The sequence below is a fragment of the Nocardia colli genome, assembly GCF_008704205.1.
Classification (GTDB): domain Bacteria; phylum Actinomycetota; class Actinomycetes; order Mycobacteriales; family Mycobacteriaceae; genus Nocardia; species Nocardia colli.
On the sequence record NZ_VXLC01000001.1, the window covers coordinates 14697 to 28722 of the forward strand.

Sequence of the window (14026 nt, forward strand, 5' to 3'; positions counted from 1 at the left end):
ACCGCCTTCGTCAGTACACGCCGCACATGCCGTCGATGGACACCTCTTCGATGAGGGTCTCCTCGATCAGCGGTGCCGCGTCCTCGTGTGCCTCGACCGTGCCGACCGTTCCCGAGTGGTCGGTGTCGGTGTGTCCGTTGGATCCGTATTCCGGCATCTCTACCTCCGAGCGAGCGATCCGTGCCTGCGGCCGCCAGCTGGTGGCCGCCGTCACACGATAACGTCATTCGATGACAAAATGGAACCTGTTCTACCAACTGGGACTAGATCTGGACAGATCTCCCTGGTCCGTGGTTCCGCCCAGTCGTACGCACACCGAACCCGCGGCAGCCGCGCCCTCTAGACTTCGGATGGAAAGCAGCTGAACAGGACGTGACGGGCGACACGCGCCCGCGGTGGTAGAGGTGGCATGGGAGTCGGACGAATGCAGGCGAGCGGAGGCGGCAATACCCTGTCGGAATCCGAGATCGTCGAGGCCGCGCTGCGGGTGGTCCGCGAAGACGGCGTGGAGAAGTTGTCGATGCGACGGCTCTCCCGGGAACTCGGGGTCTCGCCGATGGCGCCGTACTACTACGTCGCGGACAAGCGCGAACTGCTCGACCTGGTCGCTACCGCCGCACTGACCGGAGTACGCACGCCACCAGCGGAATCCGGCCCGTGGCAGCGCCGGCTGCGCGACCTGATCGACCAGATCGACGACAAGCTGCGCAAGCATCCCGGCCTCGGCGACGTGCTGATCGAGCAGATGCTCGGCAAGCAGCTCGACCTGATCGCGGCCATCATGGAGATCCTGTTCGAGGCGGGTTTCACCGATCGCAACGTGCTGGCCGCGTACGCGACGATCCACACCTACCTGTTCGGCCGCAGCCGGGTGAATCCGCGCGATCGCGCGCCGCTGTCGGACGTCGCGCTGCCCGAGGCGGTCGAGCGCGCCACCAAGTACATGGCCGACCTGCGCGGTAAGTACGCCTACGACTTCGGCATGGAGGTGCTGATCTCCGGTCTGGAGGCTCAGCTTGTCCGGCAGCCGGAGTCCGACGTACGATAAAACTGCAACACGTTCTAGTTTTGCCCGCGCGCAGCGCCGGTACCAGGTTCGAGAGGACAAGATGGACGCAGAATCGCGTAGCGATCCGATGAGGGGTGGCGGTCGGGCGACGGGTGGGCCCACAGTCGAGGTTCCACACGGCTCGCGATCGGTCGTACTGCGGGTAGCCGCGGTCATCACCGAGACGGTCGATACCTGCTCACTGGTCTTCGACATCCCGGACGAGATGACCGAGCGTTTCCGCTACCAGCCCGGCCAGTTCCTCACCCTGCGCATCCCCAGCGACCGGACCGGCTCGGTGGCGCGCTGCTATTCGCTGGCCAGCTCGCCGTACACCGACGATCGGCCGAAGGTCACCGTCAAGCGAACAGTCGAAGGGTACGGCTCGAACTGGTTGTGCGACAACCTGAAAGCGGGCGACTCGCTCGAAGTCCTGCCGCCCTCAGGCGTTTTCACGCCCAAGGATCTCGACGCGGATCTGCTGCTGTTCGGCGCGGGCAGCGGGATCACGCCGGTGATGTCGATCCTCAAGTCGGCGCTCGCGCGCGGCAACGGCCGAATCGTGCTGGTGTACGCCAATCGTGACCACGAGTCGGTGATCTTCGCCGCCGAGCTGCGCGAGCTGGCGGACAAGCATCCGCAGCGGCTCACCGTGATCCACTGGCTCGAATACCTCCAGGGCCTGCCGACCGCCGACGCGCTGGCCACCCTGGTCGCGCCGTATCAGGCGTACGAGGCGTTCATGTGCGGACCGAAGCCGTTCATGGACCGGGTGCACGACGCGCTCGGCCAGCTCGGGATGCCGCGCTCGCGCACGCATGCCGAGGTGTTCAATTCCCTTGCCGGAGACCCGTTCGCGGATCAGGCGCCGGTCGAGGTGTCCGACGAGGAGGCCGCCGGTGCGGCGACGGTCGAGGTGGAACTCGACGGCGAGGTGCACGAGCTGAAGTGGCCGCGCAAGCAGACGCTGGTGGACATCATGCTGGCCAAGGGTCTCGACGTGCCGTATTCCTGCCAGGAGGGCGAATGCGGGTCGTGCGCGTGCACGGTGCTCGAGGGCAAGGTCGAGATGGACAACGCCGAGATCCTCGACCCGGAGGACATCGAGAACGGTTATATCCTGGGCTGCCAGGCACATCCGGTGACGGATCACCTGAAGATCCAGTTCTGAACCGGGTTATCGCGCGCGATAGTCGGCGCGCAGTCCGGCGTCGAGGTGTTCGGTGGCGTAGCTCAGGGCGGTGCGGCCCAGGTTCGCCGCGTGTTTGTCCAGGAAGCCGGTCAGCAGTTGCTGATCGATGCGTTTGCCGATCTCGCGCAGCATCCAGCCGAGCGCCTTCTGGATGAGGTCGCGGCGGTCGTCTAGCAGGCGCTCGGACAACTCGAAAGTGGTTGTGGCGTCCCCGGATTTGATGAACGCGAAGGTGGCGAGCAGGGCAACCCGGCGCTCCCACAGCGAATCCGCGTCCGCCAGTTCGAAGAGCAGATCGCGGGGTTTGTCCAACAGCCATGGGCCGACGATGTTTTCGGCGGACGCGTCGACCAGGTCCCAGTTGTTCACCCGGCCGCGGCGCACGGCGGCCAGATAGCGATCCACCAGCTCCGCGCGGGCCGCGTCGTCGAAGGTGCTCGGCTTGGACGCCTTGGCGAATTTGGCGTTGAGGATGATCAGCCCGGCGAACCGGTCCTCGTGCACGGCGCTGTCCAGCAGCACGTCGATCTCGTCGAGCGACAGTGCCGCAAAGCGTTTCGCGATGCCGCGGCTGGCCGGCACGCGCACGCCGATGAAGACGTCGCCCGCGCCGTACTCCCCCGGACCGGTCTTGAAGAACCGCTGGAGATGGATCGCGTCCGCCGGGTTCGCCGCCGCGCGCAATGCGGCCCGCACGTCCGCTGCGGTCATCTGGCGAACTCCCTTCGGACGCGGTGATTCACCCCTGGGCACCCAGGATTCGGCCGGATTCGAAACTGGCGGCGCTGGCGGGCAATTCGCCGGGCCGTCCGCTGTTGCGCACGATCACCTCGCCGTTGCCCGGCGTCGGGCGGCCGAGCGCGTCCATCCGCCGAATGGTTTGCGCGGCAACGGCTTGCGCGCTGTCGAAGAGCCGGACGCCGTCGGGCAGTGCGGCGACGATCGAGTCGATCACCAGGGGGTAGTGGGTACAGCCCAGCACGACGCCCTCGACGTCGTCCGGGGTCTGCTCGGCGGCGCGGGCAATGGATTCGCGGGCCGCGACCAGGTCGCCCCGATCGATCGAGTCCGCGAGGCCGTGGCAGGCCACGCCGACCACGTCCGCGTCGCCGCCGAACTTGGCGATCAGATCCGCCTGGTACCGGCTGGCGGTGGTCGCCGCGGTCGCCCAGACCGCCACCGAGCGGCAGACGGCGGCCGCAGGCTTGATCGCGGGCACGGTGCCGACGACCGGCACGTCGGGACCGACCTCCACGCGCACATGTTCCAAGGCGGTGACGCTCGCGGTGTTGCACGGGATCACGATCACCTCCGCGCCCAACTCGATCGAGGTGCGGGCGGTTTCGACCACGCGGTCGATCGTCCACTGATCCGGCTTGGGTCCCCACGGTGCGCCGTCCGGGTCCAATTGCAGCAGCAGATCCACGTCCGGCCGCAGCTTGCGCAGCCAAGCGGATGTGGGCAGCAGCCCGAGACCCGAATCGATGAGCGCGACGATCACAGGGTCAACCGTATTACAGTGCCCCGACGCGAATTGCGCGGCAGCGGTTCGAGCGGCAGGCGCGTGGCCCTGGGCCACCGGCCGACCAGGCTCGATCCGGTCTCCGGGCGGCCGGGAATTGCGGTCCGGCGGCCGAACTCAGCTGGGCGTGAGCAGTTCCGCGACCGGGACGCCCGCGGCGATCTTGGCTCTGGTCTTCATCACCTGGGCGGTCAGGCCCGCGCCGACGACGCCGGTGAGCTTGCCGTCCTGGGCGTAGTAGGCGAGGAACTTGTGGCCGTCCTGCACGACGAGGTGGACGTCGTCTGTGGCGGTCGGCGTGCCGAGCGCCTGGATCTTCACGTCGTACTGGTCGCTCCAGAAGTACGGGACCCTGGCCGCGGTCGGCGGGGCCGCGCCGAGCAGGGCGCAGGCCACCAGGCGGGCCTGCTCGCCGGCGTTGGTCCAGTGTTCGACTCGCTTGCGGTGGCCGGTCTCGTGCAGCCAGGCGGCGACGTCGCCGACCACCCAGACCCGGTCGGCCGAGGTGCGACCCACCTCGTCGGCCACCACCCCGCCGCCCTGCGCCGGGTCGGCGAGGGCGATGCCGGAATCGGCGAGCCATTCGGTCACCGGGCGCGAGCCGATGCCGATCACCACCAGGTCGGCGGCGACCTCGGTGCCGTCGGACAGGAGCGCGCCGCGGACCCGGTCACCGTCGGCGAGCAGGGTGTCGAGACCGGTGCCGCAGCGCAGGTCGACGCCCTCGTCACGGTGCAGCTCGGCCACCAGCGCACCGACCTGTTCGCCGAGGACCGAGGCGAGCGGCGTCGGCTGCGGCTCGACCAGCACCACCTCGACGCCGCGGGCGCGGAAGCTGGCCGCGAGCTCGCAGCCGATGAAACCCGCGCCGACCACGAGCGCCGTTGTGGCCTCGGCCAATTCGGCGCGCAACGCGGCGGCGTCGGCGTGGCCGCGCAGCACGTGCACGCCCGACAGCTCGGGCAGGCCGGGCAGCCGGCGCGGGCGCAGGCCCGTCGCGAGGATCAGCTGGTCGTAGCCGAGGGTCGAGCCGTCGGCGAGGCGGACCTGGCGCGCGCCGGTGTCGACGCCGGTCGCCGCGGTGTCGAGGCGCAGGTCGATCTGCTTCTCGGCGAAGAACTCCGCGGGCCGCAAGGTGGTGTCGTCGGTTTCGCCGCGGACGAACTGCTTGGACAGCGGCGGCCGGTCGTATGGCAACCGGCCTTCGTCGCCGAGCAGGATCAGTTCGCCCGCGTAGCCGGCGCGGCGCAATTCCTCGGCGGTGCGCAGGCCGGCCAGCCCGGCTCCGACGATCACGATCGGCGCGGAATCTGTTGCTGAAGGTGCCACGCAGCTCACCCTAACGTCTGCTTGGTTCAGTACTCGAGTGAACCCGATCACTCGGCAATGGCGGTGCAATCGTGGCCGTTCCAATATTGATCGGGCGGTCAATCAGGTCTATACCGAAGACAGGACATATTCCTGAGCCCATAGGAGGCACACCATGTTCACCGAAAGTCGCGCACAGGATTTCCTGGCCGTAGTGCTCGGAATCTTCGCCGCGCTCTCACCCCTGTGGTTGGAGACCACCGACAAAGCGATGTGGTCACTGGTCGTGCTCGGCGTGCTCATCGCGCTCACCGGCCTGGCGCAGATGTACCGGCCGGCCCTCGGGGCGAACGCCGACTACGCGATGGGCCTGTTCGGCGTGTTGCTGTTCATTTCGCCCTGGGCGATGGACTTCACCGATTACCGCGGCGCATCCTGGACCGCATGGGTAGTCGGGGTAGTGACGGCGGTGGTCGCGGTAGCGGCGCTGCCGACGGTGTCGGGACGTCTGCACGGCGCGGCGACACACCACTGATGCAGATGCCGAAACCCGGTCGCCGGGCAGCCGCCAAGCGACCGGGGAAGGAGCCGAGGGCCGGGCGCCGGCGCAGCGCGAAGGTGGACGGCGACGCCCGGCAACTCATCCTGGACGCCGCCGAAAGGCTGTTCGCGGCACAGGGATTCGACGCCACCGCGACGGCCGCCATCGCCGGCGCAGCGGAGGTGCCGAAAGGCCTTGTCTTCTATTACTTCCCGACCAAGGATTCGATCCTGTCGGCATTGATGGACGAACGGGTGCCCGCGCATCCGATCGATGACATCGATACCGTGGTCGCTCCCGGTGATCCGGCGGCCAGTCTGGTGGCGCTGGATGCGGCGCTCAATCTGCGCGATCATCATTCCTCGGTGTTGCGGGTGATCATGTGGCGCGAGGCCGATACCCATCCCGATGTGCGGCGCCAATTGCGGCAGCTGCGTGATCAATTGCTGGACGTGACGGCGCGGGTGTTGCAGGCGAGTGCGACGGTGCCGGTGCGGCCGGGAACGCTGCGGGCCTGCGCGGCCGCGTGGGTGTCCGCCATGTTCGCCATCGCGAGCACCGATCGCCTGCACGCGCTGGACGGTGTGCCGATACCGACGGCCGAGGACCTGCTCAATGTCGCGCAGGTGGTCGCCGCAGGCATGACTCACCTCGGCTAACTGCTTCGCATAGGGCTTGCGTTCTTCGCACACCACATTGGTTCTTCGCACACCCATTTGGCAGTCGAGGCGTATGTGAAAGGCGACCACGGTCTGCAAAGATGCGGGCGAAAGTTATCCACAGGCGGCGTGTTGTCCACATTTGGCGGGGTGGGGGTGGTGGTGGGGGCGGTGGGTGGTGACGATCGGGGGATGGATGGATCGGAGCTGATTTCGCGTCGCCAGGCGTTGGCCTGTGGGATGTCGGATACGGATTTGCGCAGGTTGTGCCATAGCGGTGGGTGGGAGCGGGTGCGGGCGGGGCAGTATTTGCGATCGCCGCTATCCGAGCTGACTCCGGAGGGTCGTCATCTGATGCTTGTCCTTGCGACCGGCGAGGCGATGTCCGATGCAGCAGTGGCGAGCCATTGTTCGGCGGTGGTGATCCATGGCGCGCCGACCTGGGCGCTACCACTGGACCGCGTGCATATGACGCGTGACAGAGTAAACGGCGGGCGCAAAGGCAGGCAACTCGTCGTCCACTCGGCGCAGATAGAACCTGATGAAATCACCATCGTCAACGGAATTCGGGTCACCACCCCGGCCCGGACGGTCATCGATATCGCACGCTCGGAAAGCTTCGAGCAATCGGTCGCCGTCGCTGATGCGTTCCTTCGCCAAGGGCTGACCACCGCCGACGAATTGCGCGCACACCTGCTGAGGGCGCGGTACCGGCCGGGGTGTCGGAAAGCCGCCGACGTTGTCGGCTTCGCGGATGGCCGCAGTGAAAGTGTTGGCGAATCCCGGAGCCGGATAGCCATTCGTCGTGGCGGGTTGCCCCCGGCAGAACTGCAAGCCCGCGTTTTCACCGACAACGGAATCTGTGTGGGGCGGGTCGACTTCCTGTTCGCCGAATTCGGGGTAATCGGCGAATTCGATGGAAAAGTGAAGTATCAGAGTGAATTACGAGGCGCGCGTATGCCCGAGCAGGTGGTGATCGCGGAAAAGATCCGCGAAGACAAGCTGCGTGCGCTGGGCTGGATGGTGGTCCGTTGGACCTGGAGCGACCTGGACTACCCAGACCAGCTGATCCGACGCATCCGCGCTGCCGCCGCAGCCGCAGCACATACCCACCGCATCGGTTGCTGGACGCCGACAGCGCCCATCTGAACTTCGCACAGCCGGTTCACCTTTGACACAGCAAACAACAGTCCGATGGAGCTGCGAGGAAATAAGTAGGTGTGCGAAGACGTGCGACGGTGATCAGCGGGTGGGCGAGCGGATCGATCAGCCACATCGCGGTGCCGGCCACGCGGGCCAGCAGCGGCGACGAGACGGTGGTCGAGGCCATGTAGTGCAGTGCGCGGCGGCCTGCGAATGCCGCTTCGCCGTAGCGGATCTGGCTCTCCTTGGCCAGCGGATCCAATCGGTAGCCGGACGAGGCGATCACCACGCGGCGGACCGCGGCCGGATGATCGGCCGCGAGCTGCAAGGCGACCGAGCCGCCCGAGGAGACGCCGAGCACGTCCACCGGTTCGCCGAACTCGGCGAGCAGCGCGTCGGCGTGCTCGGCGGCGATATCGGCCATCGTGGTGCCCTCGGCCATCCCCGGCGCGCGGTTGACCGCGTAGACCCGGAAGTGCCGGGCCAACGGCGCCAGCATCTTGATCTCCGAGTCGCGCATCCAGCCGCGCGGATTCGCGTGATCCGGGGTGAACCAGCGCAAGAACACCAGCGGGCGGCCGGCACCCATCGCCAGGTAGGGCATCCCGTGGCGCAGTGCGCCGGCGGTGACGTCGAGCTCGGTGGCGAGGGTGGACTTCCGCATATGTTCTCCGCATCGTCTGGTCGCGTTCTCGTTTCCGACGCTAACGGAGCGGTCCGCTCCGGCGCGATAACCTCGGAGGTCATCGAATCACCTCGCGGGCCAAGCACCGCCGGATTGCGTTGCGACACAAAGACTAGTGTTGTGATCATGCGAATCGCGGCACTCGCTGCCTTAATCCTGGCGCTGAGCGCCTGCTCCCAATCCACCTCCGGTCGTCCCCAGCCCAGCGCGGACCAACCGCGGGCGACGACGACCTCGACCGCCCCGGCCACCACCTCGCAGACCCCGGAAAGCCAGCTGAAGGACCGGATCGCCTGGGCACAGTCCGGCACCGCGGTCGACGTGAACCGCTATCACTCCGCGAGCACCGGCACGGGGGCCGCCGCCGATCTGAAGGGCGACATCGCCTTCACCAGCCCGTCCGGAAAGATCAGCTGCATCACCGGAACCGAGTACCACATCGACGGATTCAGCTGCACGGTCAAACTGAAGAACCCGATCCCGAAGCCCGGCGAGGGCTTCGGCAACTGGGACGGCGGGTTCGTCAACTACTCCGGACAGAATCTGATGGTCGGCCAATTCCGTGGCGACCCAGGTCTTTTCATTCACGGCGACGGGCAGACCCTGCCGTACGACAGCAAGCTGACCTTCGGCGACTACGTCTGCCGCATCGCGACCAGCGGCCTCACCTGCGTCAACCCGGCCAGCCGCACCGGCGTGCAGATGAGCGACGACGGCATCGTCCCGTTCGGCTGTCTCCGGGAACTGTCCGAAGCGAAGCGTGAGCCGTCCGTCGGCCGGGCTTTCAGCTGCTGAGCGACACTGGGCCGAACCCGGCGCAAACCCCGCACGCGGGTCTAGTGTTGCCACATGCGCGGCACTGCATTGGTCCTCCTCGCTGCGGCACTACCCCTGACCGCATGCGGCACCTCCACGCGGGACCCCTCGACCATGGCCACCACCCCGCCCACGGCGGCATCGCTGTCCCAGCGAACGCCGACGCTCACCGGCCCGCCGACCACCCCGGCGGCCGCCGCCCCTGACGGCGTACCCACCTGCGCCCCAGGTGATCTCACGATTTCCCTGGGCCAGAACAGCGGAGCAGCAGGCTCCATCTACGTCCCCATCGTCTTCACCAGCACCGCCCCCGCCCCCTGCACCCTCTCCGGCTACCCCGGCGTCTCCCTGGCCGCCGGCACCCCACCCACCCCGCTGGGCCCACCCGCCGAACCCGACACCGCCTCGGCCACTCCCCAACCGGTCACCCTCGCCCCCACCCAAGCAGCCCACGCCGCCCTCCGCTACTCCCAGGCCGGCAACTACGACTGCGAACGCACCCCCGCCCAATTCCTCCTGATCAACCCCCCGAACCAACCCACCCCCATCCCCCAACCCTTCACCGCAGAAGCCTGCACAAAACCCGCCTACCTCCTCCTGCACGTCGACTACATCAAGCCCGGCAAGGAGATCTAGACGGTGCCGAAGCTGGAGCAGCTCCGAAAAGACGGGTGCACTGAACCCCCGCAGAGCCCGAAACAACCCGCACCCGAACCAGTCCGAACACATGGCACCGTTAGCGACCTCATCGATGAACAACGCGGCGACCCAGCGACCACCCGTCAAGGAGTTGCCTGATCAGTCGGTGGCTTTCGGATGCCCCGTGCCTGCATAGACAATCCACACCGTCCGCTGATCATCATCGATGAGGTACCAGATTCGGCCACTGCCGGTGACTTCGTATTGCCAGCTGCCAATTGCTCCCATCCGACACAGGATTCGCTGGTGGCCAAGCGGATTTCGAATTCGCCGACGACTGCGGGAGGCGCGGCGCGGTCGCCACGCTTCGGGCTCATCGGTCGTGCTCGGTCGGATCGGGCATCGGGGCAGGTCCGAAATCACCCTCCGGTTCATTCGTGACCAGTTCCAGCAACACCGGGTCGGCGTAGACCTCTGCGGTGTGCTGCCATTGCGTGAGCAAGCCGGCCAACGGGGCCAGATTCTCCAATGCGGCCGCACCCTGTGCCACTGCAACGAGCTCGGTCAGAAACTTGTCGACGTCTGCCGCGGGGAGGAACGTGACCCAGGGAACCGCATCGGGCAGCACTTCGCGCACAGCTTCCGAACCGATACGCCGGACCAGCCCGGCGAGCAGGCGTGCGGTGAAATCGACCACCACGCCTTCGGCATCCAGCTGCTCGATACGCATCAATGCGAGATCGCCCGCATCACGGCGGCGCAGGCGGACAGCACGCACCTGATCGAGGAGCCCGGCGGTAACCGCAGGCCGATGTAGCAGGTCGCTGAACGGAACTACGTCATAGGCTGCACTCATGACATCCACACTACCTTGGATGTCTGGAATGGTCTCCTGCTATCTCTGCGCTCGGCCCCGGAAATGCCAAACGGCGCCGCTCCTTTCGGAGCGGCGCCGTTCAGTTCAGTGATTCAGGGAATCACTTGATGATCTTCGTGACGCGACCGGCGCCGACGGTGCGGCCACCTTCACGGATCGCGAAACGCAGGCCCTCTTCCATGGCGATCGGCTGGATCAGCACGACCGACATTTCGGTGTTGTCGCCCGGCATGACCATCTCGGTGCCCTCGGGGAGGGTCACAACGCCCGTCACGTCAGTCGTACGGAAGTAGAACTGGGGACGGTAGTTGTTGAAGAACGGCGTGTGCCGGCCGCCCTCGTCCTTGGACAGGATGTAGGCCTGGCCCTCGAACTCGGTGTGCGGGGTGGTGGTGCCCGGCTTCACGATGACCTGGCCACGCTCGACATCTTCGCGCTTGATGCCACGAACCAGCAGACCGACGTTGTCGCCGGCCTGGCCCTGGTCGAGCAGCTTGCGGAACATCTCGATACCGGTGACCGTGGTCTTGGTCGAGGTCGGCTTGATGCCGACGATCTCGACTTCCTCGTTCACGTTGACGATGCCGCGCTCGACGCGACCGGTGACGACGGTGCCACGACCGGTGATCGTGAACACGTCCTCGACCGGCATCAGGAACGGCTTCTCGGTGTCGCGGACCGGGTCCGGGATCGACTCGTCGACAGCGTTCATCAGCTCGACGATGGACTCGGTCCACTTCGGGTCGCCCTCGAGCGCCTTCAGACCGGAGACACGCACGACCGGCGCGTCCTCGTCGAACTCCTGGGCGGCCAGCAGTTCGCGGACCTCCATCTCGACGAGCTCGAGGATTTCCTCGTCGTCGACCATGTCCGACTTGTTCAGCGCGACCAGGATGTAGGGCACGCCGACCTGACGGGCGAGCAGCACGTGCTCGCGGGTCTGCGGCATCGGGCCGTCGGTCGCGGCGACCACGAGGATGGCACCGTCCATCTGCGCCGCACCGGTGATCATGTTCTTGATGTAGTCCGCGTGACCCGGGGCGTCGACGTGCGCGTAGTGGCGCTTCTCCGTCTGGTACTCGACGTGGGAGATGTTGATCGTGATACCACGAGCCTTCTCCTCCGGCGCCTTGTCGATCTGATCGAACGCGAACGCCGCGTTCAGATCCGGGTACTTGTCAGCCAGCACCTTGGTGATCGCTGCAGTCAGCGTGGTCTTGCCGTGGTCGACGTGACCGATGGTGCCGATGTTGACGTGCGGCTTCGTCCGCTCGAACTTCGCCTTCGCCACTGTGGTGTCCTCCTGGACTTGTTGGTGCGTGCAGTTGCAGCAGTGCGGTTATTACTGGGGTCGTGCTGACTCCCGGCGGATGTGGGGCAAGTCTTACACCTGCCCCGACATCGTGCAGGCGCGGAGCCTGCGTAGCGCCCGAGGGCACCTACTCGCCGGTCGCCTTGGCGATGATCTCCTTCGACACGTTGGCCGGAACCTCCGCGTACGAGTTGAACACCATGGAGTAGTTCGCCCGGCCCTGGGTCTTCGACCGCAGGTCACCGATGTAGCCGAACATCTCCGAGAGCGGAACCAGCGCCTTGACGACACGGGCACCACTGCGTTCCTCCATGGCCTGAATCTGGCCACGGCGGGAGTTCAGGTCGCCGATCACATCGCCCATGTAGTCCTCGGGCGTGATGACCTCGACCGCCATGAGCGGCTCGAGGATCACCGGACCGGCCTTACGGGCCGCTTCCTTCAGTGCCTGGGAACCGGCGATCTTGAACGCCATTTCCGACGAGTCGACGTCGTGGTAGGCGCCGTCGAGCAGGATCAGCTTCAGGTTCACCAGCGGGTAGCCCGCGAGCACACCGTACTGCATGGCATCCTGCGCACCGGCGTCCACCGAAGGGATGTACTCGCGCGGAACGCGGCCACCCGAGACCTTGTTCTCGAACTCGTAGGTCGCGCCGTCTTCGCCGACGAACGGCTCGATGGCGATGATGACCTTCGCGAACTGGCCGGAGCCACCCGTCTGCTTCTTGTGGGTGAACTCGAGCTTCTCGACCTTCTTGGTGATCGTCTCGCGGTAGGCCACCTGCGGCTTGCCGACGTTCGCCTCGACCTTGAACTCGCGCTTCATGCGGTCGACAAGGATGTCGAGGTGGAGCTCGCCCATGCCGCCGATGACGGTCTGGCCGGTCTCCTGGTCGAGCTTGACCGAGAACGTCGGGTCTTCGCGGGCCAGCTTCTGGATCGCGGTGCCGAGCTTCTCCTGGTCGGACTTGGTCTTCGGCTCGATCGAGACCTCGATGACCGGGTCCGGGAAGGTCATGGACTCGAGCACGACCTGGTTCTGCGCGTCACTGAGGGTGTCACCGGTGGTGGTGTCCTTCAGCCCGATCACGGCGTAGATGTGACCGGCAGACGCGGTCGCGACCGGCATCTCCTTGTTGGAGTGCATCTGGAACAGCTTGCCCAGACGCTCCTTCTTGCCCTTGGTCGAGTTGACGACCTGGGCGCCGGAGGCGACCTGACCCGAGTACACGCGCACGTAGGTGAGCTCACCGAAGAACGGGTGCACAGCGATCTTGAACGCCAGCGCCGCGAACGGCTCGTCGACGCTCGGCTTGCGGGTCAGCAGCTCGTCTTCCTTGCCGGGAACGTGGCCGGTGGCGGCCTCCACGTCCAGCGGCGAGGGCAGGTAGTCGATGACCGCGTCGAGCATGGGCTGAACGCCCTTGTTCTTGAACGCGGAACCACAGAGCACCGGGTAGAGCTCGGAGTTGACCGTCATCTTGCGGATGGCGCCCTTGATCTCCTCGATCGAGAGCTCCTCGCCGCCGAAGAACTTCTCCAGCAGCGCCTCGTCCGACTCGGCGACGGTCTCCAGCAGTTCCTGGCGGTACTGCTCCGCGCGGTCCTTGAGATCGGCCGGGATCTCGACGACCTCGTACTCTTCGCCGAGCTTGGTCTCGCCCTTCCAGACCTTCGCGTTCATCTCGACCAGGTCGACGATGCCCTCGAAGTCGTTCTCGGCGCCGATCGGCAGCTGGATGACCAGCGGCTTGGCCCCGAGACGATCCTTGATGGTCTGCACGGTGAAGTAGAAGTCCGCGCCGAGCTTGTCCATCTTGTTGACGAAGCAGATTCGCGGCACGTCGTACTTGTCGGCCTGACGCCACACCTGCTCGGACTGCGGCTCGACGCCTTCCTTGCCGTCGAACACCGCAACGGCGCCGTCGAGCACGCGCAGCGACCGCTCCACCTCAACGGTGAAGTCGACGTGCCCGGGGGTGTCGATGATGTTGATCTGGTTGTCTTTCCAGAAGCACGTGGTAGCCGCGGAGGTGATGGTGATACCACGCTCCTGCTCCTGCTCCATCCAGTCCATGGTGGCTGCACCATCGTGGACTTCACCGATCTTGTAGGTGATGCCGGTGTAGAAGAGGATGCGTTCAGTTGTGGTCGTCTTGCCCGCATCAATGTGGGCCATGATGCCGATGTTGCGGACCTTGTTCAGGTCGGTGAGCACGTCCTGTGCCACGGAAATCTTCCCCGCTCGTAGCTAGATGGGATTTTCGGGGACGACCCTGTGGTC

The 14026-nt window shown here is 66.2% G+C and carries 14 protein-coding genes and 1 pseudogene; 7 read left to right on the forward strand and 8 right to left on the reverse strand.

Annotated features, from left to right (window positions below; all coding sequences use genetic code 11):
• Positions 1-10: 10 nt before the first annotated feature.
• Positions 11-70: pseudogene (gene mftA, locus F3087_RS47275) on the reverse strand (mycofactocin precursor MftA); the annotation flags it as partial.
• A 354-nt stretch (positions 71-424) separates the two neighbouring features.
• On the opposite strand from mftA, the gene mftR2 reads away from it, so the two are divergent.
• Both mftR2 and F3087_RS00040 read left to right on the forward strand, forming a co-directional pair.
• The gene (gene mftR2 / locus F3087_RS00035; protein ID WP_150399698.1) at positions 425-1048 is read left to right on the forward strand and encodes a mycofactocin system transcriptional regulator MftR2; all 624 of its coding nucleotides are present in this window, start codon (positions 425-427) and stop codon (positions 1046-1048) included.
• Between the two features lie 61 nt (positions 1049-1109).
• Positions 1110-2219, forward strand: coding sequence for a ferredoxin--NADP reductase (locus tag F3087_RS00040; protein ID WP_223884746.1), 1110 nt, complete (start codon positions 1110-1112; stop codon positions 2217-2219).
• A 6-nt stretch (positions 2220-2225) separates the two neighbouring features.
• Here the strand turns inward: F3087_RS00040 and F3087_RS00045 are convergent, their stop codons facing one another.
• The 3 genes from F3087_RS00045 to F3087_RS00055 all read right to left on the reverse strand — a co-directional run bounded on the left by F3087_RS00045 (position 2226) and on the right by F3087_RS00055 (position 5091).
• Positions 2226-2951 (reverse strand): DNA alkylation repair protein, encoded by a 726-nt coding sequence (locus F3087_RS00045; protein WP_150399700.1) that lies wholly within the window; start codon positions 2949-2951, stop codon positions 2226-2228.
• Positions 2952-2979: 28 nt separating this feature from the next.
• Complete coding sequence (locus F3087_RS00050; protein ID WP_150399701.1) at positions 2980-3741, reverse strand: glutamate racemase; 762 nt, start codon at positions 3739-3741, stop codon at positions 2980-2982.
• Positions 3742-3879: 138 nt separating this feature from the next.
• Positions 3880-5091, reverse strand: coding sequence for an NAD(P)/FAD-dependent oxidoreductase (locus F3087_RS00055; protein ID WP_223884747.1), 1212 nt, complete (start codon positions 5089-5091; stop codon positions 3880-3882).
• Between the two features lie 154 nt (positions 5092-5245).
• Between F3087_RS00055 and F3087_RS00060 the strand changes: the two genes are divergently transcribed.
• From F3087_RS00060 to F3087_RS00070, 3 genes are all read left to right on the forward strand, one after another.
• Positions 5246-5605 (forward strand): SPW repeat domain-containing protein, encoded by a 360-nt coding sequence (locus tag F3087_RS00060; RefSeq protein WP_150399702.1) that lies wholly within the window; start codon positions 5246-5248, stop codon positions 5603-5605.
• Between the two features lie 5 nt (positions 5606-5610).
• Complete coding sequence (locus F3087_RS00065; protein ID WP_396897531.1) at positions 5611-6270, forward strand: TetR/AcrR family transcriptional regulator; 660 nt, start codon at positions 5611-5613, stop codon at positions 6268-6270.
• Positions 6271-6462: 192 nt separating this feature from the next.
• Entirely contained in the window at positions 6463-7419 is a 957-nt protein-coding gene (locus F3087_RS00070) for a type IV toxin-antitoxin system AbiEi family antitoxin domain-containing protein (protein ID WP_150399704.1), read from the forward strand.
• Between the two features lie 16 nt (positions 7420-7435).
• On the opposite strand, the gene F3087_RS00075 is transcribed toward F3087_RS00070, so the two are convergent.
• Complete coding sequence (locus tag F3087_RS00075; RefSeq protein ID WP_223884748.1) at positions 7436-8077, reverse strand: alpha/beta fold hydrolase; 642 nt, start codon at positions 8075-8077, stop codon at positions 7436-7438.
• A 147-nt stretch (positions 8078-8224) separates the two neighbouring features.
• Here F3087_RS00075 and F3087_RS00080 point away from each other — a divergent pair, with 147 nt between their 5' ends.
• A complete protein-coding gene (locus F3087_RS00080) occupies positions 8225-8893 on the forward strand; it encodes a hypothetical protein (RefSeq protein ID WP_150399705.1) in 669 nt (222 codons plus the stop codon).
• Between the two features lie 54 nt (positions 8894-8947).
• Complete coding sequence (locus F3087_RS00085; RefSeq protein WP_150399706.1) at positions 8948-9550, forward strand: DUF4232 domain-containing protein; 603 nt, start codon at positions 8948-8950, stop codon at positions 9548-9550.
• Positions 9551-9926: 376 nt separating this feature from the next.
• Here F3087_RS00085 and F3087_RS00095 read toward each other — a convergent pair whose 3' ends face one another.
• From F3087_RS00095 to fusA, 3 genes are all read right to left on the reverse strand, one after another.
• Positions 9927-10409, reverse strand: coding sequence for a hypothetical protein (locus F3087_RS00095; RefSeq protein ID WP_150399707.1), 483 nt, complete (start codon positions 10407-10409; stop codon positions 9927-9929).
• A gap of 121 nt (positions 10410-10530) precedes the next feature.
• Complete coding sequence (tuf, locus tag F3087_RS00100) at positions 10531-11721, reverse strand: elongation factor Tu (protein WP_107659457.1); 1191 nt, start codon at positions 11719-11721, stop codon at positions 10531-10533.
• 148 nt (positions 11722-11869) lie between these two features.
• The gene (fusA, locus tag F3087_RS00105) at positions 11870-13972 is read right to left on the reverse strand and encodes an elongation factor G (protein WP_150399708.1); all 2103 of its coding nucleotides are present in this window, start codon (positions 13970-13972) and stop codon (positions 11870-11872) included.
• Between the last annotated feature and the right edge of the window lie 54 nt (positions 13973-14026).